The 26,382-nt window shown below is 68.1% G+C and carries 31 protein-coding genes; 23 read left to right on the plus strand and 8 right to left on the minus strand.

Going from position 1 to position 26,382, the window contains the following annotated elements:
- Window positions 1-38 precede the first annotated feature (38 nt).
- Window positions 39-422 (plus strand): hypothetical protein, encoded by a 384-nt coding sequence (locus ACP699_RS17305; RefSeq protein ID WP_235563400.1) that lies wholly within the window; start codon window positions 39-41, stop codon window positions 420-422.
- A 13-nt stretch (window positions 423-435) separates the two neighbouring features.
- On the opposite strand, the gene ACP699_RS17310 is transcribed toward ACP699_RS17305, so the two are convergent.
- Both ACP699_RS17310 and ACP699_RS17315 read right to left on the minus strand, forming a co-directional pair.
- A complete protein-coding gene (locus tag ACP699_RS17310; RefSeq protein ID WP_426172502.1) occupies window positions 436-996 on the minus strand; it encodes an NUDIX hydrolase in 561 nt (186 codons plus the stop codon).
- Window positions 993-2,252 (minus strand): MFS transporter, encoded by a 1,260-nt coding sequence (locus ACP699_RS17315; protein ID WP_426172573.1) that lies wholly within the window; start codon window positions 2,250-2,252, stop codon window positions 993-995. The genes ACP699_RS17310 and ACP699_RS17315 overlap by 4 nt, the downstream gene beginning before the upstream one ends.
- 121 nt (window positions 2,253-2,373) lie before the next feature.
- Between ACP699_RS17315 and prfB the strand changes: the two genes are divergently transcribed.
- Window positions 2,374-3,483 (plus strand): peptide chain release factor 2, encoded by a 1,110-nt coding sequence (gene prfB, locus ACP699_RS17320; protein ID WP_017828547.1) that lies wholly within the window; start codon window positions 2,374-2,376, stop codon window positions 3,481-3,483.
- Window positions 3,484-3,537: 54 nt separating this feature from the next.
- Here the strand turns inward: prfB and ACP699_RS17325 are convergent, their stop codons facing one another.
- Together ACP699_RS17325 and ACP699_RS17330 are read right to left on the minus strand one after the other, a co-directional pair.
- A complete protein-coding gene (locus ACP699_RS17325) occupies window positions 3,538-4,608 on the minus strand; it encodes a DUF2510 domain-containing protein (protein WP_426172505.1) in 1,071 nt (356 codons plus the stop codon).
- A 198-nt stretch (window positions 4,609-4,806) separates the two neighbouring features.
- The gene (locus ACP699_RS17330) at window positions 4,807-5,868 is read right to left on the minus strand and encodes a DUF2510 domain-containing protein (protein WP_426172507.1); all 1,062 of its coding nucleotides are present in this window, start codon (window positions 5,866-5,868) and stop codon (window positions 4,807-4,809) included.
- Between the two features lie 183 nt (window positions 5,869-6,051).
- Between ACP699_RS17330 and ftsE the strand changes: the two genes are divergently transcribed.
- The 3 genes from ftsE to smpB all read left to right on the plus strand — a co-directional run bounded on the left by ftsE (window position 6,052) and on the right by smpB (window position 8,597).
- On the plus strand, window positions 6,052-7,146 hold the full coding sequence (gene ftsE, locus ACP699_RS17335) for a cell division ATP-binding protein FtsE (protein WP_426172509.1): 1,095 nt from the start codon (window positions 6,052-6,054) through the stop codon (window positions 7,144-7,146).
- A complete protein-coding gene (ftsX, locus tag ACP699_RS17340) occupies window positions 7,143-8,057 on the plus strand; it encodes a permease-like cell division protein FtsX (protein WP_017828551.1) in 915 nt (304 codons plus the stop codon). Before ftsE ends, ftsX begins: the two co-directional genes overlap by 4 nt.
- Before the next feature lie 63 nt (window positions 8,058-8,120).
- A complete protein-coding gene (smpB, locus tag ACP699_RS17345) occupies window positions 8,121-8,597 on the plus strand; it encodes an SsrA-binding protein SmpB (protein WP_017828552.1) in 477 nt (158 codons plus the stop codon).
- A gap of 10 nt (window positions 8,598-8,607) precedes the next feature.
- Here the strand turns inward: smpB and ACP699_RS17350 are convergent, their stop codons facing one another.
- Both ACP699_RS17350 and lexA read right to left on the minus strand, forming a co-directional pair.
- Window positions 8,608-10,488, minus strand: coding sequence for a S9 family peptidase (locus ACP699_RS17350; protein ID WP_426172512.1), 1,881 nt, complete (start codon window positions 10,486-10,488; stop codon window positions 8,608-8,610).
- Window positions 10,489-10,616: 128 nt separating this feature from the next.
- Window positions 10,617-11,303 carry a transcriptional repressor LexA gene (lexA, locus tag ACP699_RS17355; protein WP_017828554.1) on the minus strand — a complete coding sequence of 229 codons (687 nt, stop codon included), beginning with the start codon at window positions 11,301-11,303 and terminating at the stop codon, window positions 10,617-10,619.
- A gap of 289 nt (window positions 11,304-11,592) precedes the next feature.
- Between lexA and ACP699_RS17360 the strand changes: the two genes are divergently transcribed.
- The 7 genes from ACP699_RS17360 (at window position 11,593) to ACP699_RS17390 (ending at window position 16,426) form a co-directional block, all read left to right on the plus strand.
- Window positions 11,593-11,961 carry a LysM peptidoglycan-binding domain-containing protein gene (locus ACP699_RS17360; RefSeq protein WP_426172515.1) on the plus strand — a complete coding sequence of 123 codons (369 nt, stop codon included), beginning with the start codon at window positions 11,593-11,595 and terminating at the stop codon, window positions 11,959-11,961.
- Between the two features lie 66 nt (window positions 11,962-12,027).
- Window positions 12,028-13,113 carry a histidinol-phosphate transaminase gene (locus ACP699_RS17365; RefSeq protein ID WP_055871018.1) on the plus strand — a complete coding sequence of 362 codons (1,086 nt, stop codon included), beginning with the start codon at window positions 12,028-12,030 and terminating at the stop codon, window positions 13,111-13,113.
- Window positions 13,110-13,727 (plus strand): imidazoleglycerol-phosphate dehydratase HisB, encoded by a 618-nt coding sequence (gene hisB, locus ACP699_RS17370; protein ID WP_055877783.1) that lies wholly within the window; start codon window positions 13,110-13,112, stop codon window positions 13,725-13,727. The genes ACP699_RS17365 and hisB overlap by 4 nt, the downstream gene beginning before the upstream one ends.
- Window positions 13,724-14,359 (plus strand): imidazole glycerol phosphate synthase subunit HisH, encoded by a 636-nt coding sequence (gene hisH / locus ACP699_RS17375; RefSeq protein WP_426172518.1) that lies wholly within the window; start codon window positions 13,724-13,726, stop codon window positions 14,357-14,359. Before hisB ends, hisH begins: the two co-directional genes overlap by 4 nt.
- 103 nt (window positions 14,360-14,462) lie before the next feature.
- A complete protein-coding gene (priA, locus tag ACP699_RS17380) occupies window positions 14,463-15,209 on the plus strand; it encodes a bifunctional 1-(5-phosphoribosyl)-5-((5-phosphoribosylamino)methylideneamino)imidazole-4-carboxamide isomerase/phosphoribosylanthranilate isomerase PriA (protein ID WP_017828559.1) in 747 nt (248 codons plus the stop codon).
- A complete protein-coding gene (locus tag ACP699_RS17385) occupies window positions 15,193-15,990 on the plus strand; it encodes an SseB family protein (protein ID WP_055871027.1) in 798 nt (265 codons plus the stop codon). The genes priA and ACP699_RS17385 overlap by 17 nt, the downstream gene beginning before the upstream one ends.
- 22 nt (window positions 15,991-16,012) lie before the next feature.
- Window positions 16,013-16,426, plus strand: a complete 414-nt coding sequence (locus ACP699_RS17390) for a hypothetical protein (RefSeq protein WP_426172521.1) — start codon at window positions 16,013-16,015, stop codon at window positions 16,424-16,426.
- Here ACP699_RS17390 and ACP699_RS17395 read toward each other — a convergent pair whose 3' ends face one another.
- A complete protein-coding gene (locus ACP699_RS17395) occupies window positions 16,427-16,825 on the minus strand; it encodes a DUF1844 domain-containing protein (RefSeq protein WP_017828562.1) in 399 nt (132 codons plus the stop codon).
- 255 nt (window positions 16,826-17,080) lie between these two features.
- Here ACP699_RS17395 and infC point away from each other — a divergent pair, with 255 nt between their 5' ends.
- From infC to rplT, 3 genes are all read left to right on the plus strand, one after another.
- Window positions 17,081-17,704, plus strand: a complete 624-nt coding sequence (gene infC / locus ACP699_RS17400) for a translation initiation factor IF-3 (RefSeq protein WP_127482140.1) — start codon at window positions 17,081-17,083, stop codon at window positions 17,702-17,704.
- 73 nt (window positions 17,705-17,777) lie between these two features.
- Window positions 17,778-17,972, plus strand: a complete 195-nt coding sequence (gene rpmI / locus ACP699_RS17405) for a 50S ribosomal protein L35 (RefSeq protein ID WP_017828564.1) — start codon at window positions 17,778-17,780, stop codon at window positions 17,970-17,972.
- A 34-nt stretch (window positions 17,973-18,006) separates the two neighbouring features.
- A complete protein-coding gene (gene rplT / locus ACP699_RS17410; protein WP_017202428.1) occupies window positions 18,007-18,393 on the plus strand; it encodes a 50S ribosomal protein L20 in 387 nt (128 codons plus the stop codon).
- A gap of 8 nt (window positions 18,394-18,401) precedes the next feature.
- Here rplT and ACP699_RS17415 read toward each other — a convergent pair whose 3' ends face one another.
- Window positions 18,402-18,854, minus strand: coding sequence for a DUF2809 domain-containing protein (locus ACP699_RS17415; RefSeq protein ID WP_288967726.1), 453 nt, complete (start codon window positions 18,852-18,854; stop codon window positions 18,402-18,404).
- A 57-nt stretch (window positions 18,855-18,911) separates the two neighbouring features.
- Here ACP699_RS17415 and ACP699_RS17420 point away from each other — a divergent pair, with 57 nt between their 5' ends.
- The 8 genes from ACP699_RS17420 (at window position 18,912) to ACP699_RS17455 (ending at window position 26,371) form a co-directional block, all read left to right on the plus strand.
- Entirely contained in the window at window positions 18,912-19,724 is an 813-nt protein-coding gene (locus ACP699_RS17420) for a TrmH family RNA methyltransferase (RefSeq protein ID WP_426172525.1), read from the plus strand.
- Window positions 19,725-19,759: 35 nt separating this feature from the next.
- Window positions 19,760-20,431 (plus strand): response regulator transcription factor, encoded by a 672-nt coding sequence (locus ACP699_RS17425; protein ID WP_055877792.1) that lies wholly within the window; start codon window positions 19,760-19,762, stop codon window positions 20,429-20,431.
- A gap of 3 nt (window positions 20,432-20,434) precedes the next feature.
- Window positions 20,435-21,811, plus strand: a complete 1,377-nt coding sequence (locus ACP699_RS17430) for a sensor histidine kinase (protein ID WP_426172528.1) — start codon at window positions 20,435-20,437, stop codon at window positions 21,809-21,811.
- Window positions 21,808-22,770, plus strand: a complete 963-nt coding sequence (locus ACP699_RS17435; protein WP_426172530.1) for a TAXI family TRAP transporter solute-binding subunit — start codon at window positions 21,808-21,810, stop codon at window positions 22,768-22,770. The genes ACP699_RS17430 and ACP699_RS17435 overlap by 4 nt, the downstream gene beginning before the upstream one ends.
- 251 nt (window positions 22,771-23,021) lie before the next feature.
- Window positions 23,022-23,771, plus strand: a complete 750-nt coding sequence (locus ACP699_RS17440; protein ID WP_371861286.1) for an amino acid ABC transporter ATP-binding protein — start codon at window positions 23,022-23,024, stop codon at window positions 23,769-23,771.
- A 55-nt stretch (window positions 23,772-23,826) separates the two neighbouring features.
- Window positions 23,827-24,744, plus strand: a complete 918-nt coding sequence (locus tag ACP699_RS17445; RefSeq protein WP_055871044.1) for a glutamate ABC transporter substrate-binding protein — start codon at window positions 23,827-23,829, stop codon at window positions 24,742-24,744.
- A gap of 80 nt (window positions 24,745-24,824) precedes the next feature.
- Window positions 24,825-25,472 carry an amino acid ABC transporter permease gene (locus ACP699_RS17450; protein WP_288967728.1) on the plus strand — a complete coding sequence of 216 codons (648 nt, stop codon included), beginning with the start codon at window positions 24,825-24,827 and terminating at the stop codon, window positions 25,470-25,472.
- Window positions 25,469-26,371: an amino acid ABC transporter permease gene (locus tag ACP699_RS17455; RefSeq protein WP_055877961.1), complete on the plus strand. Its 903-nt coding sequence runs from the start codon at window positions 25,469-25,471 to the stop codon at window positions 26,369-26,371. Before ACP699_RS17450 ends, ACP699_RS17455 begins: the two co-directional genes overlap by 4 nt.
- The last annotated feature ends 11 nt before the right edge of the window (window positions 26,372-26,382 follow it).

Genomic DNA, 26,382 nt, shown 5'->3' on the forward strand with positions numbered 1-26,382 from the left:
CAGCTCACGGCGCGGTCGGCGACCAGGAGGAGGGGAGCGTGCTGCTGCTCACTCTCGGCTACGTACTGCTCGCTCTGGCCGTGATCTTCGTGTGCGTCTGCGCCACCGATCTCTACATCGCCCAGAAGCGGTTGGACGCACTCGCCGACTCCGCCGCGCTCGCCGGAGCGGACGGTTTCACCCTGGCGGTGTACGACGACAGCGTGCGGGCCGAGCTGACCGATGCCGGCGTCGAGGAACAGGCCGACGCTCTCATGAGCACGCTGCCGGGCGAGGCGTCGCTCACCGCCGCGGGCACGCCCGACGGCGTCACCGCCCGGGTGACCGTCGCCGCGGAATGGCATCCGCCGCTGGTGTCCGTGTTCGTGCCCGACGGCGTCCCGCTGGAATCGACCGCCACCAGCCGCACGGCCCTGCGATGACAGTTGCCTCGGCTCAGCGAGGGTCGCGCAGCTGCGTGAGCAGTCCGTCGAGCCGGGGAACGAGTTGCGGCGGCACCTCGGCGGGCAGGGCGTCGACCGGCCACCAGCGCACGTCCTCCGACTCCTCGCTCACGGTCAGCGCGGACTCACGGTCGACGACGACCGCGATGCCGATGTCGAGGTGCGAGGCGCAGGCGCCGAAGCGCAAGGAAAGCCCATGGTGGTCGAGGTCGTAGGCGAGAGGGGCGGGCGTCGGCTCCACCACGATGCCCGTCTCCTCGCGCAGTTCGCGCAGAGCTCCCGCCACGACCGAATCATCGCCGTGCTCGACGTGGCCTCCCGGCTGCACCCAGAACTGCCCCTTGCGATGGAAGACGAGCAGCGTGTGCTGCAGTGATGCGTCGAACACCACGCACGACGCGGTGAGGTGATCGGGTCCTGCCTCCCGATGCACCGGGCCACCCTCTGCCGCGAAGAACGACGCGAAGTCGGCCTGCGCTGCACGGTCTCGTTCCGATCGGGGCACGAAGGTCGAGACCAGTCGGTGGGCATCCGCCTCCAGAGCCTGGGTCATTCCTGTTCCCCCTCAGAGGAGTCGTCGCCGGATTCCGGTCGCTCCCGCGGGACGAACTGCGGGATCCACCGCAGGAAGCCCAGAGCGCCGACGAGGCCGACCACGCCCATCGCGGCCGCCGCGAACGGCAGGGCGGCGACAGCCGTGATGGCCGAGACGAGCAGCGGAGCGATCGCCCCGCCCGCATCGGTGAGCGTGCGCCAGGATCCGAGGAACGCCGCGGGTTCCCGCTTCGGGGCGACGTCGGCGCCCAGGGTCAGCAGGATGCCGCTCGAGAGGCCGTTGCCGACACCGAGGACGGCGGCGAACATGCCGAACCACAGAACCGCCGCATCCACGTCGTGCGTGAACGACAGGGCGAGGAACCCGGCGCCCATGAGAACCATCGCCGGCATCGCCGCCCACAGTCTGCCGAAGCGGTCCATCACCTGGCCGCTCGCATAGAAGAGCGCGAAGTCGATGGCGCCCGAGACGCCGACCACGAGGGCGATGGTCGAGGCATCCAATCCCAGCGACAGTCCCCACAGCGGTAGCACCACCTGTCGCGCCGAGCGGACCGCGGAGAGCGACGCGGCGGCGAGCCCGAGCCGGCCGAGCACCGCGCGCTGACGCCACATGGTCTGGAAGATGCCCAGGCGCTCGATCGTCGGGATCGACCCGCTCACCGCCTCGCCGGAGTCCTCCAGATAGCGCTCGTGAGTGGTCGACGGTACCGGCGGGATCATCTTCTCGGGGTCGGGACCGAAGAGCACCAGCACGACCATGACCACCAGGCAGCCCAGGAAGAACCAGATCGCCGCACTCTCGCTCCCGAACAGCTGCAGGAGCCCCGCGGCCACGAAGGGGCCGATGAAGATGCCGAGTCGGAAGCTGCCGCCGAGCAGCGAGAGCGAACGCGCACGGAAGTCGACCGGCACGCGAGTGGTCATGAACGCGTGCCGGGCGAGACCGAAGGCCGCCGCGCAGATCCCGAGGAGGAAGACCGAGGCCGCCAGCACGCCGAGCGAGGGCGCGAACACCATTCCGAGTCCGGCGACGATGGCGATCACGCCGGCGATGACCATCGTGTACCTCTCGCCGATCTTGCCCACGGCCCAGCCGGCAGGAAGATTGCCGCACAACTGACCGATAACGAGGGCGGAGGCCACGAGGGCGGCGAACGCCACGTCGGCGCCCATGGATGCGGCGAGCACCGGGATGAGCGGAATCACGGCGCCTTCGCCGAGGGCGAAGAGGATCGTCGGCAGATACACCATGGGCCCGAACTGTCGAAGGACCGTCGAAGCACTGCTCACAGCTTCACGCTACTCCCGTTGCGGAAAGGTCTCCGACGACGGGGTCCCCGCGCGGGCAGGCGGCACGTTAGGCTGAGGTGTCATGCTCGAACTAGATCTCTCCGCCGAAATCCAGGCGCTCAGGCACACCTTCGGCGACATCAGCGAGGTCGTCGATGTCTCCCGTCTCCGCGACGACATCGCGCGTCTCAGCGAGGAGGCCGGTGCCCCCGACCTCTGGGACGACACCGAGAACGCGCAGAAGGTGACCAGCGCACTCAGCCACCGCCAGTCCGAGCTCGCCCGCATCACCGGCATCGCTCAGCGTCTCGATGACCTCGAGGTCCTGATCGGGCTCGCCAACGAGATGGGCGATGAGGACTCCGCGCAGGAAGCCCGCGCCGAGCTCGCCGCTCTCACCGACCTCATCAACCAGCTCGAGGTGCAGACGCTCCTCGATGGCGAGTACGACGAGCGCGCCGCGATCATCACGATCCGCTCCGGCGCCGGCGGCGACGACGCCACAGACTTCGCCGAGATGCTGATGCGCATGTATCTGCGCTGGGCCGAGCGTCACAAGTACCCCGTCAAGGTCATGGACACGTCCTACGCGGAGGGTGCGGGCATCAAGTCTGCGACCTTCGAGATCGATGCGCCCTACGCCTTCGGTACCATCTCGGTCGAGGCCGGAACCCACCGCCTCGCCCGCATCAGCCCGTTCGGCTCCGCTGACAAGCGCCAGACGTCGTTCGCCGCTGTCGAGGTCATCCCGCTGATGGAAGAGGCCACCGAGGTCGACATCCCGGAGAACGACATCCGCGTCGACGTCTTCCGCTCCTCCGGCCCCGGTGGGCAGTCGGTCAACACGACCGACTCGGCCGTGCGCCTCACCCACCTCCCGACCGGCATCGTCGTGTCGATGCAGAACGAGAAGTCGCAGATCCAGAACCGCGCCGCCGCGATGCGTGTGCTGCAGACGCGACTCCTGCTCCTTCAGAAGGAGCAGGAAGCGGCGAAGAAGAAGGAGCTCGCGGGCAACATCACCGCGAGCTGGGGCGACCAGATGCGCTCGTACTTCCTCTACGGCCAGCAGCTGGTCAAAGACCTCCGCACCGGACAGGAGTCCGGCAACCCGGCGGCCGTGTTCGACGGCGACCTCGACGACTTCATCTCGGCGGGCATCCGCTGGCGCAAGCGCAAGATCGAGGACTGAGTTCACGAAGAAGGCCCCGGAGAGATCCGGGGCCTTCTTCGTGTGCGTGGTCGGTCAGTAGTTCGCGCCCTTGAGGGTTCCGGTCACTTCCTCGTAGCTGAAGAGGATGCACTGCACGGTGCGATCCGATGCGTGGTTCCAGGATGACTTCGTCGGCTGGTAGTAGTAGAAATCGAGCTCGGAGACGTCGTAGGAGACGCCGACGTACGACTCGAACGCCGCGAGGCAGCCGTCCGACGCCGTGACGCCCAGGGCGTCGTCCCCGGGGAACTCGCCGTCTTCGACGTCGAAGATGAGGTAGATCTCGTCGGTGTGGGGCTGCTCGCACGGCACGACGGGTAGATCGAAGATCACGTCGTCGTCGGTGTATTCGACCAGCGGGAGGCAGTCGCCGACCTCGAGCTCCTCGAAGGGGACCATCTCCGCACCCTCGATGGTGGAGGGATCCTCGCGTCCGGTGGAGGAATCGCCGTCGGACGACGGGCGATCGCCGGGAGCGGCGAACGGACTGTCGCCGTTCTCCGTGATCGACGACGTCGCCAGCACGAGGAAAGAGACCGCGGCGGCGAGCACCGCGCCGACGACGGCTACGACCAGTCCGGTGATGCCAGGCCACTTCCGTCCGCGCAGGAAGAGCGAGATCAGCGACATCACGAAGCCCACGGCGAGCAGCGCCCAACCCGCGATCGCGATCACCGGGAAGCAGGCGCAGACGACGCCGATGACCACGGCGACAAGTCCGATGATCCCCACCACCGGCACTCCGGTCGCGGGCTGCGGAGACGGTGCGACCGGCCACGACGCCGCCTGGTATCCGCCGTATGCCGGATACGTCATACCGGCAGGGGACGTGGTCGCAGCGGGCGCGGGCATCTGGCCCGCGAGCGTGTACGGCGGGACGAAGGGTGCCGGTTCGGCGTCGGCGGGCGGGGTGATGGGTGCGGCCGGCACAGGAGCCTCCGGCACCCGTTCGGAAGCCGTCGGCTCCTGCACTGTCGGTTCAGACGCTGTCGACTCGTCGCTAGGCGCCGGCCTCCCCGTGACGACATGCTCGGTCCACTGCAGACCGTCCCACCACCGTCGGTTCCCGGAGCCGTCGTCGTACCAGCCGGCAGGTGTTGTCATCAGGCTTCCCCGTGTGTCTTTCTCGGTCGGCGAATGCGTGGTGAGGTCATTCTCGCTACGCCGGCCGATCCTCAGCGGTGTGGCCGTCATGACGACGGTAGCGGCGCTGGGCGCCCTGTGTCGAATGACAGGACGACCGCGCGAAGAAGGCCTCAGGAGCGCGATGCTCCTGAGGCCTTCGACGTCACTCTGCGGTGGTCAGGGCGTGAAGCACGCGGCGACCGCGTCCGTGTCCCCGAGCACCTCGGCGAAGCCGTACAGGGCATCGGTGTCGGTCAGCGCGCCATCGCTCTCGGCGATCGTGCGCAGCGTCGCGTTGTCGAGGTCGGAGGCGACGAACAGGTCCGCGAGGCAGGAGATCTGAGGCTCGGTGTATCCCTCGGCTCCGGTGGAAGCGAGGATCGCCGTGAGTCCCTGAGCCACTTCGGGAGCGGTCGGGCGAACGCCGGCATCGGTTCCCTCGGTGCCGTCGGTTCCTTCGGTCTCGCTCGGCGCGGTCGCCTCGATCGACGGAGAAGAGGTGGGCATCCTGTCGATCTCTTCGCTCACTCCCTGCGCGAAGGCGAAGAGGTAGACGAACGACATCACGATGCCGATGATCGTCCCGACGACCGCGAGGATGAGCCCCGTGATGCCCGGCCACTTCTTCCCCTTGAGGAAGACCGAGACGAGGGAGACGATGAACCCGGCGGCGAGCAGGAAGAAGCCGATGAAGCCGATCACCGGGATGAAGACCAGGATCGTGCCGAGCGCCGCGAGCCCGAGTCCGACGAGTCCGAGGACCGACACCTTCTTCGGCTCCTCGGGACCGGGCTGCCCGTATGCGGCGGCGGCGGGGTAGCCCGTCGTGCTGCCGAGGTAGGTCGGCGCGGCGCCCGGGTAGGAATCCGACGACGGCGCGGCTGCGCCGACCGGGTAGGCGGGAGCCGCAGGGGCGGAGTATGCGCCGAGGTCGTCGCTGAGCGGGGTCGTCGCCGCCGTCGCCCCGGGAGCATCATTCACATCCTGAGCGGTGAGACCTGCGGAAGCCGTCTGCGACGGATCCGGCGACTCGGGGGAGATCGGCGTCTCGTCGGACGGACGGACGACGGTGTCATCGATCGATGGGGTCTCGGCGACCTGCTCCTCGACGACGACCTGCTCCTCGGAGACGGCCGGGGCATCGGTGGTCTCCGGGGCGAAGTGCTCGGTCCACTGCTGGCCGTCCCACCAGCGCTGTCGACCGGATCCGTCGTCGTACCATCCTGCGGGCGTAGTCATGGGTCCCCCTTGAAAGAATTCGGCGGCCACTTCCTGCAGCCGACATCTTCATGTATAGCAGTGGCAGGCGACGTGGAAGTGGGTCGTGGATGGGGAGCAATCCCCATCCGGTCGGAGGACGGAAGCGTCGTGCGGGGTGTCGCTCGCGGCCAGGGGAGAGCCCGCGCTTAGGCTCGTAGCGCCATGATTCGGTTCGAGAACGTCACGAAACGCTACCGCGGGACGTCGAAGCCCGCCCTCTCCGGTGTCGACTTCGAAGTGCAGCGCGGGGAGTTCGTCTTCCTCGTCGGCGCCTCGGGCTCCGGCAAATCCTCCTGTCTGCGCCTGATCCTGCGCGAAGACGTCCCGACGACGGGGCGGGTCGCTGTGCTCGGCAGAGACCTGCGGGCGCTCGCCAACCGCAAGGTGCCGTATTTCCGCCGCCACATCGGGTCGGTCTTCCAGGACTTCCGACTTCTGCCGTCGAAGACCGTCTACCAGAACGTCGCCTTCACGCTTCAGGTGACGGGTTCGTCGCGCGGCTTCATCCAGCAGGCTGTTCCGGAGGCCTTGGCGCTCGTGGGTCTCGACGGCAAGCAGAAGCGGATGCCGCACGAGCTCTCCGGCGGCGAGCAGCAGCGCGTCGCGATCGCGCGCGCTCTGGTCAATCGTCCTCAGGTGCTGCTCGCCGACGAGCCGACCGGAAACCTCGACCCCGCCACCTCGGTCGACATCATGCAGCTGCTCGCCCGCATCAATGCCGGCGGCACCACCGTGCTGATGGCCACCCACGAAGCCGGATTCGTCGACCAGATGCAGCGCCGCGTGATCGAGCTGAGTGACGGCGAGATGGTTCGCGATGAGGTGCACGGCGGGTACGGCGACACCTCCAACATCCCGCGCCTCGTCCCGGAGGAGGTGCGTGGGGCCGCGGCAGCGGCCGCGCTCACCGCCGTGCAGGAAGTACAGCGTCAGACCGCAGACCTCTCCATGGTGCGTGCCGCCCTGGCGGAGGAGCTCAGCACGCAGCGCAAGGCCGCGGCCGCGGTCGACCGCGACGGGGAGACCGTGGTTCCCCCGGCCCCGCGCACGGTCGAGCCCCCCGAGCCCGCACGTTCGCAGGCCGCTGATTCTGCCGCGAACGTCGTGGAGCCTCCCGCCGCCGTCGAACCTCCGGCGGTCATCCGCCCGCGAACACACCCCATCACGCTGCCGACGGTCGACGTCGCCGAGCTCGGAGTCGCCGATCGCCTCGGCCTCTCCGATGAAGACGACGAGGAAGTGGGCCCGACCTCATGAGAATCGGACTCATCCTGACCGAAGCCCTGGGCGGGCTCCGGCGGAACATCTCGATGGTGATCTCCGTCGTGCTCGTCACCTTCGTCTCCCTGACGTTCGTGGGTGCGGCGATCCTGATGCAGGGACAGATCGGCGTCATGCGCGGCTACTGGGCCGAACGCGCCCAGGTCGCGGTGTACATGTGCTCGGCGGTCTCGGAATCCGAGACCTGCCTCGACGGCGCCGCGAGCGAGGAGCAGGTCGCCGCCGTCCGTGCACAGCTCGAGGGCGACGCGCTCAAGCCGCTCATCAGCTCGATGACGTTCGACACCAAGGAAGAGACCTACGCCAAGCTCGTCGATCAGCTCGGCGCCGACCAGGCGAGCGTACTCACGCCCGACCAAGCCTTCGAGGTGTTCTTCGTCACCATGAAGGACCCGGGCCAGTCGCAGGTGCTCGCCGAGGCGTTCAGCGGACAGGCCGGTGTGGAGCAGGTCAAGGATCAGCTCCAATACCTCGAGCCGTTGTTCTCCGCGTTGACCGTCGCGACATACATCGCGGTGGGCATCGCTGTCCTCATGCTCATCGCGGCCACCCTGCTGATCGGAACCACCATCCGGCTGTCGGCGTATGCCCGACGCAAGGAGATCGGCATCATGCGCCTGGTCGGAGCGTCCAACCGCTTCATCCAGACACCGTTCGTCCTCGAAGGCGTGTTCGCGGCCTTCCTCGGCTCCGCCCTGGCCAGCGCCGCGGTCGTGGCCGGCGTGCACTTCGGAGTGAACGGCTACCTTCGGGGCCGGGTTCCGTTCATCACGACATGGGTGACGATGCAGGATGCCGCGCTCGTGGTTCCCGTGCTGATCGGCATCGGTGTCATCCTCGCCGCGCTCTCGGCCGGCTTCGCGATCCGACGCTGGCTGCGTACCTGATAGCCTGAAAGGCTGCTCGGTCGGATCGATCGATCGAGCTCATCACGGCAACAGGAGAGCATCATGCCCAGGGAACGCGGAGAGAAGGTCATCGCGACCAATCGTCGCGCACGTCACGACTACACCATCGAGAAGTCGTACGAAGCGGGGATGGTGCTCACCGGCACCGAGGTCAAGTCACTGCGTCAGGGACGCGCCAACCTCAGCGACGGCTACGCGTTCGTCAAGGGGAACGAGGTCTTCCTCGACTCCGTGCACATCCCCGAGTACTCGCAGGGGCACTGGACCAACCACTCGGCCAAGCGCATCCGCAAGCTCCTGCTGCACCGCGAGGAGATCGCCAAGATCGCGCACGCGGTGTCAGCAGGCGGATACACACTGATCCCGTTGAAGCTCTACTTCTCGGACGGTCGCGCCAAGGTCGAGATCGCTCTCGCGAAGGGCAAGCGCGAATACGACAAGCGCCAGACCCTGCGCGAGCGTCAGGACACCCGCGAGGCCGACCGCGCCATGCGGCTGCGCAACCGCGTAGGGGAGTAGTCCCCGGCCCTCACAGGCGCGGCTCGAACCCGAAGACGCGGCCGAGGAACCTCAGCTCCCGTTCGAGGGCGTCGACGATCGTCTCCGCGCTGCGGAAGCCGTGCCCCTCGGCGGGGTACAGGACGTACTCGTGGTCGATGCCGCGGGTCGCGAGCGCATCGCGGATCGCCTCGGACTGCGACGGCGGAACCACGCGGTCTTCCCCACCCTGCAGGAGCAGCACGGGCACATCGATGCGATCGGTGTGGGTGAGCGGCGAACGCTCGATGTACAGATGCTCGTACTCGGGGAGCGGTCCGACCAGGCCGTCGATGTACGACGCCTCGAAGTCATGCGTCTCCGCCACCAGCATGCGCAGGTCGGCCACGCCGTAGCGGCTGATCCCGGCGGCGAAGGCACCACCGCGGACCAGCGCCGACAGCACGGTCCAGCCACCTGCCGAACCGCCGCGGATCGCGATGCGGGCGGGGTCGGCGAGTCCGGCGTCGGCGAGTCCGCGGGCGGCCGCGATCACGTCATCGACGTCGACCACGCCCCACTGGCCGTCGAGACGCTCGCGGTAGGCGCGGCCGTAGCCGGTGGATCCTCCGTAGTTCACGTCGAGCACGCCGATGCCCCGGCTCGTGTAGAAGGCGATCGCCGCGGACGCCGCGCCGGTGACGTGCGCCGTCGGTCCGCCGTGCACCAGCACGACGTAGGGTGCGCGCTCATCGTCGGGCGCCGACGTGTCGGGGTTGGCCGGAGGATAGGCGAATGCGTGCACCGCGCCGCGGGGACCCTCGATCTCGATCGGGATGGACGCGGGCATCCACTCCGGATCGACCGGCTCGCCGCCGCGCACGGCGATGAACTCGCCGGATTCGATGTCGACGCACCACAGGCCCGCCGTCGCCCGAGAGCCGTTGCCGGAGAGGAGCACCCTGGTGCCGTCGACGGCATCGATGCTCACGTGGCCGTCACCGGGGAGGTCGATCACGCTCACGCCGCCGTCGGCATCGATCACGACGACCTCGTCGCGGCCGTTCGTACGGACGGCGACGATGCGGCCGTCGTCGAGCGGCTGGTACCAGCGGTTGCCGAGCACCCACAGCCCGTAGCCGGTGTCGGCATCGACAGGAGCGCCGGCAGGGGCGAACGGTCGCGCCGGCCCGGTGGGAGTCACCCCGTCGAGTGTGATGCGCTGCAGAGCCCAGCGACCGTCGGGATCGTCGGCGAAGACTAGTTCCGCGTCGCTGAGCCACTCGGGCTGCAGCGCCGCCCGCGAGGGGATCGTGTGCGGCGTCCCGCCGGGGACCTCTGCGACCTGAACGTGCGCGTCCTCCCACGGCATCCGTCCTCGCTCCCAGCCGACCCATGCTGCGCGGGTGCCGTCGGGAGAGAGGGCGGGGTGGGCGAAGAAGCCGTCTCCCTGCACGATCACCCTGATCGCGGACGGGTCTTCGGCGGCGGATCCATCGAGCGGGATCTCGACGACCGAGCGGATGTGCGGCGTGGTCGAGAGGTCTTCGCGCACGGCCAGCAGGCGGCCGTTCTGCACGCGCAGACCGCCGTGCGAGGGGCCCGGGGCGGTAAGGGCGACGGGTTCGGCTCCGACGCTCAGGCGGCGCACCCGCTGGTCTCCTGCGTCGACGAAGAACAGCGTGCCGTGCTCATCGGCTGTCCAGGCGCCTCCGCCGTACTCGTGCACGCGAGAGCGCGCGCTCCAGGGGGCGGGGAGGATCTCGGAGCCGGAAGAACTCCGCACCGTCACGCGTCCCTTCTCGGCGGGTACCGACTCACCCCACCAGATCTCCGCACCGACGAAGCGGGCTCCGTCGATGCGCGGAGAGGAGGCCGCGACGGAGGCCGCGGAGAAGGGCGAGGGCCAGGAACCGTAGGGGGACGACGACATGCTTCGAGCCTAGGCGTCGAAGGCGGACGCCTGTGCGTCAGGACGGGAGCATCGCGGTCTTGATCCGTCGCCCGACGACACGAAGCCCCTCCCGGCTCCCGGGAGGGGCTTCATCGTGCCGTCTCGTCTCAGACCGCGCGCAGTACTGCCACGATCTTGCCGAGGATCACGGACTCATCACCGAGGATGGGCTCGAACGCGGAGTTGCGGGGGAGCAGCCAGGTGTGGCCGTCGCGGCGACGCAGCACCTTCACGGTGGCCTCGCCGTCGAGCATCGCTGCCACGATCTCGCCGTTCTCGGCGCTGTTCTGGGAGCGGACGACGACCCAGTCGCCGTCGCAGATGGCGGCATCGATCATCGACTCGCCGGAGACCTTGAGCATGAAGAGGTCGCCCTTGCCCACCAGCTGGCGGGGGAGGGGGAAGATCTCCTCGACCTGCTGGTCGGCGGTGATCGGCACGCCGGCTGCGATGCGCCCGACGAGGGGGACGAGCGCGGCGTCTCCGACCGGGGTCGCCACGTCGGCGGGGCTCTCGGTGCTGGTGCCAGGCAGATCGATGAGCACTTCCATGGCTCTCGTCTTCCCGGGGTCGCGGCGCAGATAGCCGCTGAGCTCGAGCTGTCCGAGCTGGTGGGTGACGCTGGAGAGGGACTTGAGGCCGACGGCGTCGCCGATCTCGCGCATGCTCGGGGGGTAGCCGTGGTGCGCGATCGAGTTCTGGATGACCTCGAGGATCGCCATCTGCTTCGGGCTGAGGCTCTTCCGGCGGCGCGTGCGCGGTGCCTCCGACTCGGGGGCAGAGTTCTCGCTCATGGTGCTCCTTCAGTGCGTGATCCGACGTCCCTCTTCGAATGTCGGAGGCCCGTGGTGGGGTGTCCTTATCGAAACCGTATCCGAGAATCGGGCCGATCTGGAAGATCTGTTCGAGCGTGTCGGCCTAATCGTCGGTGGGGTTTCGAAGAATACTTGACAGATGTTCGAACTCGAAGATATCTTCGGTACGTAGCTTCGCATTCACGGCTCCCGGCCGAGGCGGGAATGCGAACGCTACGCCAACTTCCCCGGTGGCTTCACGGCTCCGGGACAGGCTAAGGAGCACCACATGAGCAGCATCAGCTTCAGCACCGCAGCAGTCATTCCGGCGTCGACCCGTCCTTCGACGCGACTCCGACTGACGACGCGTGGCCGCGCCGTGCTGCTGGCCTTCGCCTCTGTGCCGCTCGCGGTCGGCATCGCGTTCGCCGCGCTCAGCGGTGGCAGTGCGATCGCCTCGGGCGCAGACGCCGCGGCCGTCAGCGTCGAGACCGTCACGGTCATGCCGGGCGACACGCTCTGGTCGATCGCGACCGGCGTCGCCCCCGACGCCGACCCGCGCGACGTGATCGGTGAGATCAGCCGGATGAACCTGCTGCGTGGCGGCGAGCTCCAGATCGGTCAGACACTGGCCATCCCGGCCCAGTACGTGAACTGATCCTGCCGCAGCGTCGCGGCAGCAACTTTGCGTCATCGACTCGGGGCGCCGCTTAACATGGGAAGGGTGACCCTCTCCCTCAACGATCTCCCGCTACGTGATGATCTTCGCGGACTGACGCCGTACGGCGCTCCGCAGGCGCCCCTTCCGATCGCGCTCAACGTGAACGAGAACACACATCCGATCCCGGATGAAGTGGCCAGCGACATCCTCGACGACATCGCCGTGGCGATCCGCGACGTCAACCGCTACCCCGACCGGGAGTTCAGCACCCTTCGTGAGTCGTTCGCCGAGTATCTGGGGCACGGGCTCACCCCCGAACAAATCTGGGCGGGCAACGGGTCCAACGAAGTGCTCCAGCACATCCTGCAGGCGTTCGGCGGGCCGGGGCGCACGGCGTTCGGCTTCGCACCCACGTACTCGATGTACCCGTTGATCGCCCAGGGGACCGGGGCGCGGTGGATCGCCGGCACCAGGCAGCCCGACTACACGATCACGCCGGAGGAGGCCGCCGAGCAGGTGCGGGCCGCCGACCCGGACGTGGTGATCCTCTGCTCGCCCAACAACCCCACCGGCACGCCGCTGGGGCTCGACGTCGTCGAAGCCGTCTACGACGCGGCTCGGGGCATCGTGATCGTCGACGAGGCCTACCAGGAGTTCGCTCCCCGCGACGCGGTGTCCGCATTGACGTTGCTCGAAGGGCGTCCGCGACTCGCCGTCTCGCGCACGATGAGCAAGGCGTTCGCGTTCGCGGGCGCTCGCGTCGGCTATCTCGCGGCGGATCCGGCCTTCATCGACGCGCTGCGGCTGGTGCGTCTGCCCTATCACCTGAGCGCCCTCACCCAGGCAGCGGCCATCGCGGCACTGCGCAACGCCGACGTCATGCTCGGGATGGTCGAGGAGATCGTCGAACAGCGCGACAGGATCACGGCCACCCTCGAGGCGCTCGGCTATCAGCCGCACGAGACGTGGTCGAACTTCGTGCTGTTCGGCGGAGTCGCCGACCCGAAGGCGACGTGGCAGCAGCTCTACGACCGCGGCGTGCTCGTGCGCGACGTCGGCATCCCCGGCCACCTGAGGGTGAGTGCCGGAACCGAGGCCGAGACCACCGCGTTCCTCGACGCCCTGGCCTCGATAGGATCGGCTTCATGAGCACCCCCGCACTGACCCCGCGCACAGCGAGCCGCGTGCGCAGCACGTCGGAGTCCACCGTCGAGCTCGAGCTGAATCTCGACGGCACCGGTGCGAGTCGCATCGACACGTCGGTACCGTTCTTCGACCACATGCTCACCGCGTTCGCCAAGCACTCGCTCACCGACCTGACCGTGCGCGCGTCCGGCGACACGCACATCGACGCGCACCACACTGTCGAAGACGTCTCGATCGTGCTCGGCCAGGCGATTCTCGAGGCCCTCGGCGACAAGTCCGGCATCTCCCGCTACGGTGACGCGCTCGTTCCGCTCGACGAGGCGCTCGCTCAGGCCGTCGTCGACATCTCCGGTCGCCCCTACCTCGTGCACACGGGTGAGCCCGCCGGGTTCGAGCACCACCTCATCGGCGGGCACTTCACGGGCTCGCTCGTGCGTCACTCGTTCGAGGCCATCACGTTCAACGCGGCTCTGACGGTGCACGTGCGCGTGCTCGGCGGACGCGACCCTCATCACATCGCCGAGGCGGAGTTCAAGGCGTTCGCCCGTGCGTTCCGTCAGGCCAAGGCGCTGGACCCTCTCGTCGACGGCGTCCCCTCCACCAAGGGTGCGCTGTGAGCGCAGCACCTCGCATCGCGGTGTTCGACTACGAGTCGGGCAACGTCCATTCGGCGGTCAAGGCGCTCGTGGCCGCCGGTGCGGATGCCGTGCTGACACGCGACCGCGCCACCGCTCTCGAGGCCGACGGTCTCGTCGTGCCCGGTGTCGGTGCCTTCCAGGCCGTGCGTGATGCCCTGCGCGCCCATGGCGGAGACGAGATCATCGATCGTCGTCTGGCCGGCGGTCGCCCCGTGCTCGGGATCTGCGTCGGGATGCAGGTGCTGTTCGAGCACGGCGTCGAGCGCGGCCACGACACCGAGGGCCTCGGCGAATGGCCGGGGGCCGTCACCCAGCTCAACGCACCGGTGCTTCCGCACATGGGTTGGAACACGGTCGAGCCGGGTACCGACAGCGTGCTGTTCCGAGGCATCGAGCAGGAGCGCTTCTACTTCGTGCACTCCTATGCCGCGCAGTCCTGGGAGCTCGACGTCATCCCGCCGTTCCCCGAGCCCGTCCTCACCTGGACGACCTACGGGGATCCTTTCCTCGCCGCGGTCGAGAACGGCCCGCTCTCAGCGACGCAGTTCCACCCGGAGAAGTCCGGCGAGGCCGGCATCCAGCTGCTGCGCAACTGGGTCCAGAGCCTCTGACGACGCCGGCAGGCGTCATCCGTTTTGTTCCCCGCCGTCCGGCGGACTACCCTCGGTTCTCGTGCCCGCACCGGGCCGAAGAGCTTCCCGATCCAAGGACCCCATGAACGACTTCGCGCAGTCCCCCTCGCTCACGCTCCTTCCCGCGGTCGATGTCGCCGGGGGCAAGGCCGTCCGCCTGACCCAGGGCGAGGCCGGCACCGAGACCAGCTACGGCGACCCGTTGGATGCAGCGGGGGAGTGGGCCGCGCAGGGTGCGAAGTGGATCCACCTCGTCGACCTCGACGCCGCATTCGGCCGCGGCAGCAATGCGCCGATCCTGCGCAAGGTCATCAAGCAGTTCAAGGGCGTGAACATCGAGCTCTCGGGCGGTATCCGCGACGACGCGACGCTGGAGGCGGCTCTGGAGAGCGGCGCCACCCGGATCAATCTGGGCACCGCGGCGCTGGAGAACCCGGAGTGGGCTGCCGACGTGATCGGTCGTTACGGCGAGGCCATCGCAGTCGGCCTCGATGTGCGGGGCACGACTCTCGCCGCCCGCGGATGGACCAAGGAGGGCGGTGACCTCTGGGAGGTGCTCGAGCGACTCGAGGACGCCGGCTGCAGCCGGTACGTCGTCACCGACGTCACGAAGGACGGCACGCTCCGCGGCCCGAACCTCGAACTGCTGCGTGAGGTCACCTCGCGCACCCCGAAGCCGGTCGTCGCATCCGGTGGGATCTCGAGCCTCGACGACATCGCCGCGCTCCGTGAGCTCGTGCCGCTGGGCGTCGAGGGAGCGATCGTCGGCAAGGCACTCTACGCCGGCGCGTTCACGCTGGCTGAGGCACTGGATGTCGCAGGAGACTGACGCGCACGCCTGCGGGCCCGAGTCGCACAACCACGGCGATTCGGCCGGCGTCCCCTGGGAGGGGCGCAGCTTCGAGTCGAACCCGCACGCGGGGGACGACGGCTCCGCAGACCCCGCTCTCCTGGCCGCGATCCTTCGCTTCCGTGCGGGACAGGGCAGCCAGGCTGAGGTGGTCGACGCCTTCCGGGGTGCGCGGGTGCTGGTGCCGCTCATCGCGGAGAAGGGCGACGAGGGCGTCGCGCCGAACGGACTCACCGTCGACAAGACGCAGGAGCTGTCCATCGTGACGGTGGCGGCTCCCGACGGACGCCGCGTGCAGCCGGTCTTCTCCTCCGTCCAGGCCATGCAGGCCTGGGATCCGACCGCGCGACCGATTCCGGTCGAGGCGGTCCGCGCCGCGTTGGCGGCCTCCGCGGAAGACACCGACCTGATCGTGCTCGACCCGACCTCCGAGACCGAGTTCGTCATCCGGCGCCCCGCGGTGTGGGCGATCGCTCAGGAGCACCGCTGGGAGCCGAGCTTCCTCTCCACCGAGGTGTTCACCGCGCTCCAGGAGAGCGTGGCGCACGAACTGGCCGTGATCGACGTGGCGGTGGCCGCGGGCGATCCCGACGCACGGCTCCGGGGCCCTGAGCTGATCGTGATCCTCGAGCTCGTCGACGGTCTGGAGCGTGAGGTGCTCGACGCCGTGCTCTCTCGCCTCGCTCAGCGCTGGGCGTCCGACGACCGCATCGCCGTGCTCGCGGATTCGCTCACGGTGAAGCTCCGCCGCAGCGCCTGACCGCTTTCGCTACGATCGGGGCATGTTCCGCGGTCTGATGCGAGTCCTCGCCGTGGTCGCGCTCCTGTGTGGTGCCGCGACCGGCACTACGGGCTGTTTCACCGCGTGCCCGGCAATCGGCTACATCAACGGGGCGGTCGTCGACGTGAGCGCATTCCCCGCGGTCGCGGCCGTCCAGTTCTGCGTGGACGCGGAGTGCTCACCGGCGCCGGGGGAGGACGAGACCTCCTCGACCAACATGTTCTCCACGTTCCGTCAGGACGACGGGACGTGGAGCCTCATGGTCGACATGTCCACGCCGGAAGACGTCGACATCCGTCTCTTCGACGCGCAGGGAACCCTCATCCACGAGGCTGAAGAGGCGATTGCCTGGACCCACACCGGAGGCGCCTGCCCCGGCCCCTCCACCGCGGAACCCCTGATCCTGCAGCCCTGACTAGTTGACCGGACCGGTCCACTTCTCGCCCGGTCCCTTGCCGATCGGGTCGGGAATCGTCGATGCCTCGCGGAAGGCGAGCTGCAGCGAACGAAGACCGTCACGCAGCGAGCGGGCGTGCATGTCACTGATCTCGGGAGCGCCGGCGGTGATGAGGCCGGCGAGAGCGTTGATGAGCTTGCGCGCCTCGTCGAGGTCGATCTGCGCCGCGGCGTCGGGATCGTCGGCGAGTCCGAGCTTGACGGCTGCGGCGCTCATGAGGTGCACGGCGGCGGTGGTGATCACCTCGACAGCGGGTACATCGGCGATGTCTCGGGTGGCCGACGATGCGGCCTCCTCCTGCCGTGCCCAGCGCTCTTCGCGCTCACGTGCAGCCTCGTCCGGTGCCTGGTTCGTCACTTCGCCTTGCTTTCTGTTAGACTTTGGCGGGCTCCGGAGCGTCATGCTCCGGATCGAAAGAGGATTCACTTCCCACCCGCGCTTGCCGTTCAAGGCTACCGGGTCTTGCACTCCACCGGCTCCGTTCGCAAGACGGACCCGGCAGGTAGGGTGCGGAGCCGGCGTCTGAATGCCGGTGGGCGGGGACGATTCCGATTTCGCCCGTGATGCAGACAGCATCGCGGTGGCCGAATCACATCGTCTAAGGAGTTCCGCATCAGCGATCCCCGTACCAATGAGCGCATCCGCGTCCCCGAGGTCCGCCTCGTCGGCCCCGCGGGTGAGCAGATCGGCGTTGTCCGCATCGAGGCCGCGCTGCGCCTCGCGCAGGAAGCCGATCTCGACCTCGTCGAGGTCGCCCCCAACTCGAAGCCGCCCGTCGTCAAGATCATGGACTACGGCAAGTTCAAGTACGAGGCCGCCCAGAAGGAAAAGGAAGCTCGCCGCAACCAGGCGAACACGATCCTCAAGGAAGTCCGTTTCCGTCTGAAGATCGAGGCGCACGACTACACGACCAAGCTCAAGCGCGCCGAGGGCTTCCTCAAGGCCGGCGACAAGGTCAAGGCCATGATCCTGTTCCGCGGTCGCGAGCAGTCGCGTCCCGAGCAGGGCGTCCGCCTGCTGCGCAAGTTCGCCGAAGACGTCGCCGAGTTCGGCACCGTCGAGTCGAACCCGACCATCGACGGTCGCAACATGGTGATGGTCGTGGCTCCGCTCAAGAGCAAGTCCGAGGCGAAGCAGGAGCAGAACGCCGTGCGCGATGCTCAGCGTGCCGACAAGAAGCAGGCGGCGCGCGACGCGAAGAGCGATTCGCCCGCAGCCGCAGCTCCGGCGGAGTGATCCCCGCCCCCAGAACTCCCGCACCGCGGGTTGACACCGTCGCCTGAGAAGGCGCCATACGAAGGAAGAGAAGATGCCGAAGCAGAAGACCCACTCGGGTGCTAAGAAGCGCTTCAAGATCACCGGCAGCGGAAAGCTGAAGAAGCAGCAGGCCGGGATGCGCCACAACCTCGAGCACAAGTCGAGCCGTCGCACCCGTCGTCTGAACCAGGACCAGGTGCTGTCGAAGGCTGACACCAAGGTCGCGAAGAAGCTTCTCGGTCGCTGACGCGCACCGAACGCACGAATAGGAACACAGGAAAATGGCAAGAGTCAAGCGGGCAGTAAACGCCCACAAGAAGCGCCGGGTCATCCTCGAGCGCGCCTCCGGTTACCGCGGACAGCGTTCGCGCCTGTACCGGAAGGCCAAAGAGCAGGTCATCCACTCGCTGGTCTACTCGTACCGTGACCGTCGCAAGCGCAAGGGCGACTTCCGTCGTCTGTGGATCCAGCGCATCAACGCTGCGGCTCGCCAGAACGGCATGACGTACAACCGCTTCATCCAGGGCCTCGGCCTCGCGGGTGTCACCGTCGACCGTCGCATGCTCGCCGACCTCGCGGTCAACGACGCGGCGACCTTCACGACGCTGGTCGAGACGGCGAAGAAGGCTCTGCCCTCCGACGTCAACGCACCGAAGTCGGCTGCGTAAGCATCTCTTCACACAGGGCGCTCTCCTTCGGGAGGGCGCCCTGTGGCGTTCGTCGGCCCGGAACCGGCGTATGCGCGGGTGACGACCACGTCGACGAGGGCCGCCACGGCGACCGCGCCGGCGTACACCGCGAGGTCGCGGACATCGAAGCCCGAGCCGAGGACGAGACGGATCGGCGGGAACAGGGCTGCCCACTCGCGGGGAAGCCCGGTGAGCTGGAGAAGTTCGACGGCGGCGCAGAACACGAATGCCACGACCGCGATCGCGGGACGAGGGCGGCGTGGGGCGAGGAACGCGACGAGCACGTAGATGAGCACGGCGTACAGGGCATCGCCCACGATGTCGCCGATCATCCCGCTCACACCGAGGTGAACGACGAGACCGATCCCTACCGTGACGGCGGCAACGACGGCGAGGGTGATCCGTCGGCGGGTGCTGTTCACCGTGGGGCTGTCGCTCATCCCGGCACCCTATCCCGATGGTGCGGGAACCAGTCGCGCGTTCTCTAGACTGTGATCGTGCTGGAGAACCCCCGTTCGCCCCGAGTCCGAGCCGTCGCGAAGCTGACCAAGCGCAGCGCGAGAACCGAGACGGGCCTGTTCCTTCTGGAAGGTCCGCAGTCCGTCCGCGAGGCGCTCACCTACCGTCCCGAGGCGATCGTCGAGCTGTTCGCGACGCCGAACGGCTGGGAGAGGCACCCCGACATCCGTGCGAAGGCCGCCGAGGCCGAGATCGATGTCGAATACGTGACCGAGTACGTCCTCAACGCGATGGCCGACACCGTCACCCCGCAGGGGCTGGTCGCGGTGGTGCAGCAGACACCGACTTCCGTCCGCGACATCTTCGACTCCTCGCCACGGCTGGTGGCCGTCTGCGAGGAGGTGCGGGACCCCGGGAACCTCGGCACGATCATCCGGGCTGCCGACGCCGCCGGTGCGGATGCCGTCGTGCTCACCGGCCGCACGGTCGATCCGTACAACCCGAAGGTCGTGCGCGCCACGACAGGGTCGCTCTTCCACCTGCCGGTGTCGGTCGGGGGAGACCTGGCCGATGTCGTCACGCGCGCCCATGCCGCAGGCCTGCGCATCCTCGCGGCCGATGTGAAGGGCGACGATCTGCTGAAAGCACGCGCCGAGGGCGTGCTCGAAGAGCCCACCGCCTGGCTCTTCGGCAACGAGGCGCGCGGGCTCGAAGACGAGGCGCTCGCGCTCGCGGACCAGGTGCTCAAGCTGCCCATCTTCGGCCGTGCCGAATCCCTCAACCTGGCGACGGCCGCCAGCGTGTGCCTCTACGAGAGCGCCTTCGCACAGCGGGCGACGTCCGCCGGCTGAGTTCTCGGCCCCGAAGGAAGCAGGAGACGGAGTCGATGAGGATTCTGATCGTCGAGGATGACGACCGCGTCGCCGGCGCGCTCGAGGCGTTCCTCGCTCGATCGGGATACGCGACCGTGCGCGCGGCGGACGGAGCGGCAGCTCTGGACCTGCTGGGTGCGGACACCGAGGTCGTCCTGCTCGATCTCGGGCTTCCCGACATCGACGGTGTCGACCTGTGCCGCCGCATCCGTGGCCGCTCGGAGGTTCCGATCGTGATCGTGACCGCGCGCAATCAGGTCGCCGAGCGCATCAAAGGGCTGCGGGCCGGAGCCGACGATTTCGTGGTCAAGCCCTATGACGTGCACGAGCTCCTGGCCCGGATCGAGGCCGTGACCAGAAGAACACGACCGATGCGACCCGAGGCCGATGCCCGTGTGCTGCTGCATGACGGTGGTGTGGAGATCGACCTCGTCGCACGGCAGGTCCTCGTCGACGGCACACCGATCGACCTCACGCGCAAGGAGTTCGACATCGTCGCGGTCCTCGCCCGATACCCGGGGGTGGCTGTGCCGAAGGAGCGCCTGATCCGCGAGGTGTGGAACACCGACTGGCGAGGGTTCGGGCACTCCCTCGAGGTGCACGTCGGCGCGATCAGGAAGAAGACCGGAGTCCGCGGGGTCATCGAGACCGTGCGTGGTGTCGGATATCGGCTTGCGGGGTCGTGACGCATGCGGCGCCGTCTGATCATCGTCTTCCTCGTACCGCTCGTCGCCATCCTGGCCGCGCTCGGCGGGGCTGCGGGATGGAGCGCCGCCCACGGCGTGCAGCAGGCGTTCTACACGCAGCAGCTCGGCGACCTCGGGTACTTCGCCACGAGCGCGCGTCAGGCTCTGCGATCCGGCAGCGCGGCGGTGATCGACGCCGAGGTGATGCGCTTCCGTGAGGTCTACGGAATCGAGGTCACCGTCTTCGATCTCGGCGGCAGCGTGTGGGCCGCAGGCGAGCAGGATCCGGCGGTCCTTCCTGAGGAAGACGCCGAGAGGGTCAGGCTGGCCCTCTCCGGGCGGCGGGCCGAGCAGCCAACGGTCGTGTTCCCCTGGACCGTCACGGATGCGGCGCTGGCCGAGCCGGTGTTCGACGACGGAGACGTGATCGGCGCCGTGCTGGTCACCGGTGACGTCGAGGCGCCGCGTGCCGCGATCCTGCAGCAGTTCCTGCTCATCTGCGCGATCGCGCTGGTGCTCATCGCGCTCGGAGTGCTCCTCGTGTTCCGCCTCGCTCGATGGGTGCTGTCGCCGGTGCGCCGGCTCGATGAGGCGATGGTCGCGATCGAGCGGGGTGAGATGGACGCGCGGGTCGCGGCGGATGACGGTCCGCCGGAGCTGCGCCGCATGGCGCAGGTGTTCAACGGGATGGCCGACGAGATCGAACGGGTGATGACACGCCAGCAGGAGTTCGCACTCAACGCCTCTCATGAGCTGCGCAACCCCTTGAACGCTCTCCTCCTGCGCGTGGAGCATCTGGCCACCGGACTCGGGACGCAGTGGCAGCACGACGTCGAGGAGACACGGGAGGAGGGGCGACGGATGACCCGTATCCTCGAGACGCTGCTGGGCCTCGCGCGCGGCGGACGCGGGGATTCGGCCATCTCCGCTGTCGACCTCGCGACCCTCGCCGCCCGGCGCCTCGACGCGTGGCGCGACGTCGCCGCACAGCGCGGAGTCGGCTTGCGCGCCACGGGGGATTCGTCGGTGATGAGCGTGACCGATCGGACGATCGTGGAGAGTGCGCTGGATGCCGTGATCGACAACGCGGTGAAGTTCTCCCCTGAGGGGGCGCAGATCGAGATCGGTGCGCGACGCGATGGCCGGCTCTGCCGGATCACCGTCCGCGATCACGGTCCCGGTCTGACCGCGGAGGAGGCGGCCGCGGCGACAGACCGTTTCTGGCGCAGCGCCGAGAGCGGAGACACTCCCGGATCCGGGCTCGGCCTCGCCATCGCGAGCGACCTGCTCGCGACGGTCGGCGGGGAACTCTCCGTGGCCTCGGCGAAGGGCGGCGGCCTCGCCGTCGCGCTCGTGCTCCATGACGGGACGACGCCGTGAGGGCCCTCGCGCGGCGGCTCGTCGCCGGAGCGCTCGCGATCACGCTCCTGGCGGTGCTCACCGCGTGCAATCCTCGTGCGAGCGAGTGGACGGATGCGGAGTACGCGATCGCCAGTGGCGGGTCGACCGGCGTCTACTACGACTACGGGAGTCACCTGGCCGAAGAGCTGTCCGCATCGCTGGATATCAGGATGGGTGCGCAGGAGACAGCAGGATCCGTCGACAATCTGCTGCGGGTCAGCTCGGGGGAGGCCCTGATCGGGTTCGCGCAGGGTGATGCGGCCGCCGATGCGGTGGCCGGCACCGGGGCCTTCGACGCGCCGCTGGAGGTGCAGGCCCTCGCTCGGCTCTACGACGAATACGTGCAGGTCGTGGTGCGGGGAGACTCCGAGATCGACGACGTCGGCGATCTCGCCGGCCGCACGATCTCGCTCGGCGCGGAGAACTCCGGGGTGAACGTGATCGCCGCCCGCGTGCTGGATGCGGCCGGCGTCGACATCGGGTCTGTCCGCAACCCTCAGCTCGACCTCAGCGAGTCGATCGGCGCGATGGAGCGCGGGGAGATCGACGGGTTCTTCTGGGTGGGCGGATTGCCGACCCCTGGAGTGGCGGAGCTCTCCGAGAGGTCGCCGGTTCGCCTGCTCCCGATCGAACAGGAGTGGGTCAACGAGGTGAACGAGCGGTACTCGCACGCCTACCGTCCGGCAGATGTCCCGGCCGGGACCTACGGCCTCGTGGATTCCGCGCCGACGATGGCGGTGCCCAACTATCTCGTCACGGCAGCCGCGACCCCTGACGCCGTCGTGCGCGACGTGCTCGCCGGGCTGTTCGACGCGCGTCTGCGCATCGCGGGGGAGGTGCCCACCGCGGCGTTGCTGGACCGTCGTTCGGCGATCTTCACCGGTCCCGTCCCTCTGCACCCCGGGGCCGTGGACTACTACCGGGACCTGCGCGGCTGACTGCTCAAGAAATCCTCAAGAAGTCTGACACCGGGGTCCACCCTCTGTCATTGTGAGGTCGATCGTGAACGATCGTCGCCTGCTGCTCAACTGTCTTTGGGGTGCTGCAGCAGGACGATTCCGCGGCCCGTGGGGGCGGGCCGCGGGGTACCCATGCACAGCTGCATTGGTGCCGCGATCAGGTGATTACGAACGTGTAAATCTCACCGAGGTGCCTGGAGACCCGCGTCCGACGTGGCTAGTTTGGAGAAATGATGACCTCTGATACCCCGCTCGTCGTGGTCGAGAACGTCCAGAAGCACTACGGCGATTTCCAGGCGCTCACCGACATCGACCTGACCGTCAACTCGGGGGAGGTCGTGGTCGTGATCGGCCCGTCCGGCTCCGGCAAGTCGACGCTCTGCCGCACGATCAACCGTCTCGAGACGATCACGAGCGGCAGCATCAGCATCGACGGCAAGGAGCTCCCGGCCGAGGGCAAGGGCCTGGCGCATCTGCGGGCGGACGTCGGCATGGTCTTCCAGTCCTTCAACCTCTTCGCCCACCTCACGATCCTCGAGAACGTGACACTCGGCCCGATCAAGGTCCGCGGCATCAAGAAGTCCGACGCCGAGAAGGAGGCGATGATGCTGCTCGAGCGCGTCGGCGTCGCGCAGCAGGCGAACAAGCTCCCCGCCCAGCTCTCCGGCGGCCAGCAGCAGCGCGTGGCGATCGCCCGCGCTCTCGCGATGCAGCCCAAGGTGATGCTGTTCGACGAGCCCACCAGCGCCCTCGACCCCGAGATGATCAACGAGGTCCTCGACGTCATGGTCGAGCTGGCGCACGACGGAATGACGATGATCGTCGTCACCCACGAGATGGGCTTCGCCCGCAAGGCCGCCGACCGCGTGGTCTTCATGGCCGACGGACGGATCGTGGAGGAGGCGACTCCCGAGGAGTTCTTCACGCATCCGAAGAGCGATCGCGCCAAGGACTTCCTCTCGAAGCTCCTCACGCACTGACGTCCACGCACCGACCACACAGACCCTGCACACACAGCACACGAAGGAGACGCACATGCGACGCACACGGACACTGGCAGGTATCGGAATCGCAGCGGCCGCGCTGCTGGCGCTCACCGCCTGCAACAGCGGTACGCCGTCCAGCACAGGAGCTCCGGAGGGCGGCGACGAGGGCGAGGCCTCCAGCAGCACCCCGTGGACCGTCCTGACCGACGTCAGCATCGACGGCAGCCCGACGTTCGACCGGATCGAGTCTTCCGGCACGATCAAGGTCGGCGTCAAGGAGGACCAGCCGGGCCTCGGCTACCTCGACCCGGTGACGGGCGACCGCACCGGATTCGACGTCGACATCGCCCGCTGGATGGCGGCATCGCTCGGTGTCGACCCGGAGAAGATCGAGTTCCAGGCGATCGCCTCCGCGAACCGCGAGCAGGCCATCGTGAACGGCGACATCGACTACTACGTCGGCACCTACTCGATCACCGACAAGCGCAAGGAGCAGATCTCCTTCGCCGGTCCCTACTTCGTCACCGGTCAGGGCCTCCTCGTCGGCGCCGACAGCGACATCAAGAGCGTCGACGACCTGAGTGCCGAGACGACGGTCTGCTCGGCGACCGGATCGACGCCGATCCAGAACATCAAGACGAACTACCCCGACGTGCCGACCAAGGAGTACGACACGTACTCGAAGTGCGTCGAGGACCTGAAGAACGGTCAGGTGGATGCCGTCACGACCGACGAGGCGATCCTCATCGGCTACGCGGCCCAGGACCCGGACAAGCTGAAGGTCGTCGGGGAGCCGTTCAGCGAGGAGCGCTACGGCATCGGACTCGCCAAGGGCGATGACGCGCTGGTCGAGTACTTCAACACGCAGCTCACCGACGGCGCGAAGATCTGGCAGCAGATCTTCGACAACAACCTGGGTGCCTCCGGCGTCAAGGCGACGCAGCCCGAGGTCGACCCGATCGGCTGATTCCTGCGGGGCGGTCGACATGTTCGACCGCCCCGCTCATCGGCAGGAACATCCGAGAACTCGAATCGACAGGAGCAGCTGTGGGAGTCATCACCGACCACCTCGACCTCTGGGGAGAGGCACTGTGGGGAACCATCGTGCTGTTCCTGGGCGGTGGCATCATCGCGCTGGTTCTCGGACTCATCGTCGGGGCCGCGAGAGTATCGCCGGTTCCGATCGCACGAGCCGTCGGCGGCATCTATGTGAACTGGATCCGCAACACGCCGCTCACCCTCGTCATGTTCTTCTTCGCGTTCTGCCTCCCCATCCTGCTGGGGGAGCGGGTGAACCCCCTGCCTCTGGCGGTTGCCGCTCTCGGCATCTATACCGCGACCTACGTCGCCGAGGCGCTGCGGGCCGGCATCAACACCGTGCCGGTCGGCCAGGCCGAGGCTGCGCGAGCGATCGGCCTGAACTTCGGACAGGTCATGCGCTACGTGGTGCTGCCGCAGGCGACGCGCTCCGTCGTCCCGCCGATGATGAGCGTGCTCATCGCTCTCATGAAGAACACCACCGTGGCAGCGGGCTTCTCCGTCGCCAACCTCGGCACCATCCGGGCGTCATTGAGCGAGCAGGGTGAGAACGCTCTGGCCGTGCTGCTCTGGGTCATGGTCGTCTTCGTGGTGCTGGTGCTGCTGCTCGCCTGGGTGCAGCGCGTTCTCGAGAACAAGTGGAGGATCGCGCGATGAGTTCCGTCCTTTTCGACGTCCCCGGCCCTCGTGCCGTCGTCCGCAACCGGCTCATCGGAGCCGCAACGGTCCTCGTCGTCCTCGCCGTGCTCGGCTGGGTCGTGTGGAGACTCTTCGCCACGGGACAGTTCTCTGCGGAGAAGTGGAACATCTTCACCTTCTCCGCCGTCTGGGTCCGGTTCGGCGAGGGATTGGTGGCCACGCTGGCCGCATTCGCGGTCGCCGGGGTCGGATCCATCGCCCTCGGCTTCCTGCTCGGCATCGGGCGCCTGTCGGAGCATGCCTGGGTGCGTGAGCCCGTCCGGTGGATCATCGAGGTGCTGCGAGCGGTGCCCGTGCTCATCCTGATGATGCTGCTGTACTACGGCCTCCCCGTGATCGGTGTGAAGATGCCGCCGTACTGGGCCGTCGTGATCGCCCTGATCGTCTACAACGGCTCCGTGCTCGCCGAGGTGCTGCGTGCCGGCATCGAATCGCTGCCCCGTGGGCAGAAGGAAGCCGGTTACGCGATCGGACTGCGAAAGACCGGGGTGATGTACTTCATCCTGATCCCGCAGGCCGTGCGAGCGATGATGCCGGTGATCATCGCGCAGCTCGTCGTCGCGCTGAAGGACACCGCGCTCGGGTTCATCATCACGTACCAGGAGCTCCTCTACGTCATCAACCAGATCGGCAACCAGGCGCCCTACGGGTCGCCGCTGATCCCCGCAGCGATCGTCGGCGGATCGATGTACGTGGCCGTGTGTCTGCTGCTGTCCTACATCGCCTACCGCCTGCAGCGTCGGGCCAAGCGCTCGCCGAAGGCCGGGCCGGCGGTGCCGGATCCCCGTCAGCACGGCGGCGAGACGAACACCTCGCTCATCGTCCTGCAGGGAGACGGGTCCGAGAAGACGCGTTGATCCGCGAAAGG

It is taken from the genome of Microbacterium sp. DWRC1-3 (assembly GCF_049896645.1).
Lineage (GTDB): Bacteria > Actinomycetota > Actinomycetes > Actinomycetales > Microbacteriaceae > Microbacterium > Microbacterium maritypicum.

What these genes read in the sequence shown, in the direction of transcription:
- ACP699_RS17310 (WP_426172502.1), bottom strand. Translation starts at nt 996, where the DNA reads ATGACCCAGGCTCTGGAGGCGGATGCCCACCGACTGGTCTCGACCTTC.
- ACP699_RS17315 (WP_426172573.1), bottom strand. Translation starts at nt 2,252, where the DNA reads ATGGTGTATCTGCCGACGATCCTCTTCGCCCTCGGCGAAGGCGCCGTG.
- prfB (WP_017828547.1), top strand. Translation starts at nt 2,374, where the DNA reads ATGCTCGAACTAGATCTCTCCGCCGAAATCCAGGCGCTCAGGCACACC.
- ACP699_RS17325 (WP_426172505.1), bottom strand. Translation starts at nt 4,608, where the DNA reads ATGACAACACCTGCCGGCTGGTACGACGACGGCTCCGGGAACCGACGG.
- ACP699_RS17330 (WP_426172507.1), bottom strand. Translation starts at nt 5,868, where the DNA reads ATGACTACGCCCGCAGGATGGTACGACGACGGATCCGGTCGACAGCGC.
- ftsE (WP_426172509.1), top strand. Translation starts at nt 6,052, where the DNA reads ATGATTCGGTTCGAGAACGTCACGAAACGCTACCGCGGGACGTCGAAG.
- ftsX (WP_017828551.1), top strand. Translation starts at nt 7,143, where the DNA reads ATGAGAATCGGACTCATCCTGACCGAAGCCCTGGGCGGGCTCCGGCGG.
- smpB (WP_017828552.1), top strand. Translation starts at nt 8,121, where the DNA reads ATGCCCAGGGAACGCGGAGAGAAGGTCATCGCGACCAATCGTCGCGCA.
- ACP699_RS17350 (WP_426172512.1), bottom strand. Translation starts at nt 10,488, where the DNA reads ATGTCGTCGTCCCCCTACGGTTCCTGGCCCTCGCCCTTCTCCGCGGCC.
- lexA (WP_017828554.1), bottom strand. Translation starts at nt 11,303, where the DNA reads ATGAGCGAGAACTCTGCCCCCGAGTCGGAGGCACCGCGCACGCGCCGC.
- ACP699_RS17360 (WP_426172515.1), top strand. Translation starts at nt 11,593, where the DNA reads ATGAGCAGCATCAGCTTCAGCACCGCAGCAGTCATTCCGGCGTCGACC.
- hisB (WP_055877783.1), top strand. Translation starts at nt 13,110, where the DNA reads ATGAGCACCCCCGCACTGACCCCGCGCACAGCGAGCCGCGTGCGCAGC.
- priA (WP_017828559.1), top strand. Translation starts at nt 14,463, where the DNA reads ATGAACGACTTCGCGCAGTCCCCCTCGCTCACGCTCCTTCCCGCGGTC.
- ACP699_RS17385 (WP_055871027.1), top strand. Translation starts at nt 15,193, where the DNA reads ATGTCGCAGGAGACTGACGCGCACGCCTGCGGGCCCGAGTCGCACAAC.
- ACP699_RS17390 (WP_426172521.1), top strand. Translation starts at nt 16,013, where the DNA reads ATGTTCCGCGGTCTGATGCGAGTCCTCGCCGTGGTCGCGCTCCTGTGT.
- rpmI (WP_017828564.1), top strand. Translation starts at nt 17,778, where the DNA reads ATGCCGAAGCAGAAGACCCACTCGGGTGCTAAGAAGCGCTTCAAGATC.
- rplT (WP_017202428.1), top strand. Translation starts at nt 18,007, where the DNA reads ATGGCAAGAGTCAAGCGGGCAGTAAACGCCCACAAGAAGCGCCGGGTC.
- ACP699_RS17415 (WP_288967726.1), bottom strand. Translation starts at nt 18,854, where the DNA reads ATGAGCGACAGCCCCACGGTGAACAGCACCCGCCGACGGATCACCCTC.
- ACP699_RS17425 (WP_055877792.1), top strand. Translation starts at nt 19,760, where the DNA reads ATGAGGATTCTGATCGTCGAGGATGACGACCGCGTCGCCGGCGCGCTC.
- ACP699_RS17430 (WP_426172528.1), top strand. Translation starts at nt 20,435, where the DNA reads ATGCGGCGCCGTCTGATCATCGTCTTCCTCGTACCGCTCGTCGCCATC.
- ACP699_RS17440 (WP_371861286.1), top strand. Translation starts at nt 23,022, where the DNA reads ATGATGACCTCTGATACCCCGCTCGTCGTGGTCGAGAACGTCCAGAAG.
- ACP699_RS17445 (WP_055871044.1), top strand. Translation starts at nt 23,827, where the DNA reads ATGCGACGCACACGGACACTGGCAGGTATCGGAATCGCAGCGGCCGCG.
- ACP699_RS17455 (WP_055877961.1), top strand. Translation starts at nt 25,469, where the DNA reads ATGAGTTCCGTCCTTTTCGACGTCCCCGGCCCTCGTGCCGTCGTCCGC.